4 protein-coding genes and 1 pseudogene are annotated in these 4,470 nt (G+C 47.1%); all 5 read left to right on the forward strand.

The annotated features are described in order from the left end of the window. The first annotated feature begins 117 nt into the window (after positions 1-117). Positions 118-1,290 carry an aminotransferase class I/II-fold pyridoxal phosphate-dependent enzyme gene (locus POREN0001_RS02140; protein WP_040580212.1) on the forward strand — a complete coding sequence of 391 codons (1,173 nt, stop codon included), beginning with the start codon at positions 118-120 and terminating at the stop codon, positions 1,288-1,290. Continuing rightward, positions 1,287-1,976 (forward strand): DUF452 family protein, encoded by a 690-nt coding sequence (locus tag POREN0001_RS02145; RefSeq protein ID WP_004332623.1) that lies wholly within the window; start codon positions 1,287-1,289, stop codon positions 1,974-1,976. The genes POREN0001_RS02140 and POREN0001_RS02145 overlap by 4 nt, the downstream gene beginning before the upstream one ends. Next, positions 1,969-2,745 carry a malonyl-ACP O-methyltransferase BioC gene (gene bioC / locus POREN0001_RS02150; protein ID WP_004332622.1) on the forward strand — a complete coding sequence of 259 codons (777 nt, stop codon included), beginning with the start codon at positions 1,969-1,971 and terminating at the stop codon, positions 2,743-2,745. The genes POREN0001_RS02145 and bioC overlap by 8 nt, the downstream gene beginning before the upstream one ends. A 40-nt stretch (positions 2,746-2,785) precedes the next feature. Beyond that, complete coding sequence (locus POREN0001_RS02155) at positions 2,786-3,826, forward strand: TlpA disulfide reductase family protein (protein WP_004332620.1); 1,041 nt, start codon at positions 2,786-2,788, stop codon at positions 3,824-3,826. Positions 3,827-4,348: 522 nt separating this feature from the next. Beyond that, positions 4,349-4,470 (forward strand): annotated as a pseudogene (locus tag POREN0001_RS09645) (helix-turn-helix domain-containing protein); the annotation flags it as partial.

Here is a 4,470-nt window from a genome sequence, read left to right on the forward strand (position 1 = left end):
AAACATATCACCTATCTCCTACAGACCTCTCCTATGCAAGGATTAATGTACCTTTGCCCTGAAAAAGAAGACAAGCCCCAGGGGAGTCATACGCACCCTCCCCCCCAAAAGAACATCATGCATGATCTAGACAAACAGATAAACCAAAGGCTCGAAGATCTGGCAAAGAAGGAGAACCTCCGTCACCTCTCTCTCCCTTACTCCTCTCTAGGGAAATGGATTGTAGTCAATGAGGAGAAGCGTCTCAACCTATCCGGCAACGACTATCTCGGGCTTACTGAACGTGATGATCTACGTGAGCAGTTCGCCGCCCTTCATCCCAACTATAGTAGTCCCTCAGGCAGCACTTCTTCTCGCCTTCTATTGGGGAATTATGAGGAGGCCACTCTTTTCGAAGAAGAAATAGCAAAGGCTCTAGAGCACCCTTCAGCCCTACTTTTCAATAGTGGATACCATCTCAATACAGGCATTCTCCCTGCATTAGCCCATCTAGAGGGCGTAAAAGTATATGCAGATAGGATGGTACATGCAAGTATTATTGATGGGATACGCCTAAGCCGGCTCCCCTTCACACGTTTTAGACACAACGATCTTGAGCACCTTACGGAGCTATTAAAAGAGGATGAAGGGAAGTATCGTATTTCCATCGTTGCCGTAGAAAGTCTCTACAGCATGGATGGCGACGAAGCCGATCTCGAGGCGCTTGTTGCTCTAAAGAAGAAGTATTCCTCTCTCATTATCTACTGCGACGAAGCACACGCCATAGGCACTCACGGAGCCAACGGATACGGATTGGCAGAAGAGCATGGAGTACTTGCCGATATTGACATACTAGTGGGCACTTTCGGAAAAGCCCTAAATAGTATGGGAGCCTATGCCGCAATTAGCACCTCTCTTAGGGAGTATCTCATCAATATGGCTCGCCCCCTTATTTTCTCTACCATGCTACCACCAGCCGTTATAGCTTGGAGCCGATACATATTCGCATTATTGCCCCAATTAGGAGAAGAGCGTGCTCAATTGAGGCAAGTAAGCCAATATCTCCGTTCGTCTCTCCAAGAAAAAGGATACTCTTGCCCCGGAGTGGCTCAGATCTTGCCCCTAATTATAGGAGAAAATGGGGCTTGCGGTCTTTTGGCAGAGAGGCTACAAAAGGGAGGATTTGAGGTAAAACCGATACGCTACCCCACCGTAGCTCTCGGGACAGCTCGCCTACGCCTTTCTCTTACCGCAGCCATTACCCCTGCCGATCTCGACCCAATGCTACAAATGCTAGAGTCTCTCCGATGAAACAGATCCTATTCCAAACCACCCCCATACCGGCACCCTCCCTCCTCATCTTTTGTAACGGATGGGCTATGACTCGCGCCGCTATAGAACACCTTACACTCCCCCCCGGGTATGATCTCCTGCTCGTAGAAGACTATAGGAGTCAAGACTTCTCTTTCGACTTTTCTCCCTACTCTCATGTAGACCTTGTAGCCTGGTCTATGGGAGTATGGGCAGCTACTCTACTTCATCAGCACAATAAACTACCCCATCTCTCTAGAGCCATTGCCATTGCAGGTACCCCCTATCCAAGGCACGATGATTGGGGGATCCCTTGTGCCATCTTCGACGCAACAAGAGACCATCTCAACGAAGAGAATAGAGAACGATTCAACCGACGAATGTGCGGAGGTAAACGGCTACGGCATCTATTCGAGTCCCTTAAAACACGCTCTACCGAAGAGTTAAAAACAGAATTGTCTTACGTGGGAGCGCAACCACCTTTCCCCATTGAGCAGGGGCAATCACCTTGGACTCATGCTATAATCCCCGTCAAAGATCGCATCATTCCCTCTTGCAATCAACTTGCGTGGTGGCATAATACGGGAGTAGAAGTCGCTACACTCCCCCAAGCCGATCACTACCCTTTTTGTGCATTCTCCCATTGGGAGGAACTCCTCTCACCCGATACACTCCCTCATGAATAAAGCCCAACAAGGTATCGCCCGCTCCTTTTCCCGTGCAGCCTCTTCCTACGATCGGCATGCCCTTGTGCAAAATCAGATTGCTCAACACTTGGCAGCTTATCTACCCCAAGGTGCAGAGTATGACCATATTCTAGAGTTCGGTTGCGGTACAGGCCTACTAACCAAAGCCCTGGAGGGAAGAATTAAAGCCCAACATTGGTTGCTCAACGATCTTAATTCCACCATTACAGAAAAGGCAGAACAGTACCTAGAGCACCAAACTTACACAAAACTCATAGGAGATATATCCGAAGTATTATCCCAAATTACTACTCCACTAGACCTCATTGCTTCTGCTTCTGCCCTGCAATGGATAGAGGATCCTTTTCTTCTACTTACTAAAGCAAAAAAACTCCTTACCCCCCAAGGGACTTTGCTCATCTCTACATTTGGGGAACGTAATCTACACGAGTTACGCACCCTCACGGGGCGAGGGCTCCACTATTTTCCCTCGTCGGCGTATAGGGAGTTTTGCTCACGAAACTTCAAAGAAGTGGAGGTGCAAGAAGAGGAGGTAGTACTTCGTTTTTCTTCGTTGTTCGATCTTCTGCATCATCTACGAGCCACCGGCGTAACCCACCTCCCCAATGACAATATTTCCTATCTTTGCGGTCGTACCCAGCTAGCCCAGCTAGAGAAGGAGTACACTACAAAGTATCCTCACGCTCAAGGAGGAGTCTCCTTGACCTATCACCCCATATATATAAGGTGCAGCGAAAAGCTCCTCTAAAGAAAACTCTCTAAGTAGACATAGAACTAAAGAAACAAATATGAAACGAACAAAAATCTTTACTGTCATTGCATTGACAGCCCTTACATTCCTTGCCATTGGCTGTAAAAAGGAAAGCAAGATTACAGGTATAGTATCCCCCGATATGAAGGGAGAGATGCTACGAATTTACGACCTAGACCAAGAGGATAGCACTATCGCATTAGATAGCATCACCCTCGATGGTTCCAATTTTGAATACGTGTTCAAAGGCGAAATGGGCAAAGTCTATCGCCTCATTTCTACCAACGAAAGTATCAACGCCATGGTGGTAGCAGAAGCCGGGACTCTTACCCTAGATACCACTTGCAACGCTTTCCGTGGTACACCTATCAATGACGAAAATGCCGATATCTACAAAAAGATACAGGAAGGGATTGCCCAAGGTGGTGACAATTGGATCCAAGAAGTTTACACTCTTTCTGAGCAATTCTACCTTAAGTATGCCGACGTAAAAGCAGGCTTTTTGGGGTACTACCTCTGCAAAATGACCTGTGAAGAAAGCAGCAAATTAAGCGATCTATTAGACAAAGCAGGGGAAGCCCTTAAGGCTATGCCTCTAATTAAGGCAGATATCGCACTCTTTGCCAACCTCAAAGAGACTATGCCCGGAAACCAATTTAGGGACTTCTCGGGCGAGGATATGGAAGGTAATAAAGTATCTCTCAGCGACTATGTAGGCAAGGGTCAGTATGTACTTGTAGATTTTTGGGCATCTTGGTGTGGTCCCTGCCGTAAAGCTATCAAGAATGAACTCCTCGCCATCTACGAAAAGTACCGCAACAAGGGTCTTGGCATCATTGGCGTAGCAGTATGGGATGGCAAAGAAGATCATCTCAAAGCTGTAGAAGAATTGGGTATCGCTTGGCCTCAGATCTTCGATACTGAGGGGAATACAGCTACCGAACTCTACGGAATTACGGGTATCCCCCAGATTATGCTCATTGGTCCTGATGGTAAAATCGTTGCTCGCGATTTGCACGGGGACGCTATCGAAGAGATAATCGCTCCCCTTTACGAAACCACGAGCAACGCAAAATAATAGCCACTGCGCTCTCCTCCCCGCATAGGGAAGATTCGAATGAAAGGTGCTGCATAGGGATATCCTTTTCCCTATGCGGCATTTTTGTTATATCGCTGTCCGGTAAAAGAAACAATAAGGGGCTGGTTTCCATTTGAGGAAACCAGCCCCGGTTATTTTACCTTTGGCGTTAGCGTTAGAATGTACAATAGTAAGACATGAGAAAAGTCCAACTTTTACCGGACAACAATAATTTCGAACCTTTTTATGCACCGGGAAAAGGGGGGTATTGCCAAACCTGCTCAGATGCCCTTCTTGAGTGAGGCAACGTGGTTCCATGTGCCGCCATTGAGGACGTTGTCAAATCCGTTGCGTTCGAGGATGACATGGGCTTGAGAGCTGCGGCCTCCACTGAGACAGAAGACTATGATCGACTTCTTGCCCTGTATTTTCCTGTTGTAAGTGCAACGCTTAGATAAACAAAAACCACCCTGGGGCTAGCCCCAGGGTGGTTGAACTCAAAAAGTTTATATTTGCATTATTGTGAAAACCTACAACCATTTGAGCCGAGAGCAAAGATACACAATAGATCGACTTCTCAAAAGCAAGGTAAGTCCTATTCTTTCATCGCAGAAACCATTGGAGTAGCCACTAGTACAGTCTCC

Source organism: Porphyromonas endodontalis ATCC 35406 (assembly GCF_000174815.1).
GTDB lineage: Bacteria > Bacteroidota > Bacteroidia > Bacteroidales > Porphyromonadaceae > Porphyromonas > Porphyromonas endodontalis.

Excerpts from the sequence above, each read along its gene's own strand:
- bioC (WP_004332622.1), top strand. The coding sequence starts at position 1,969 with ATGAATAAAGCCCAACAAGGTATCGCCCGCTCCTTTTCCCGTGCAGCC.
- POREN0001_RS02155 (WP_004332620.1), top strand. The coding sequence starts at position 2,786 with ATGAAACGAACAAAAATCTTTACTGTCATTGCATTGACAGCCCTTACA.
- POREN0001_RS02140 (WP_040580212.1), top strand. The coding sequence starts at position 118 with ATGCATGATCTAGACAAACAGATAAACCAAAGGCTCGAAGATCTGGCA.
- POREN0001_RS02145 (WP_004332623.1), top strand. The coding sequence starts at position 1,287 with ATGAAACAGATCCTATTCCAAACCACCCCCATACCGGCACCCTCCCTC.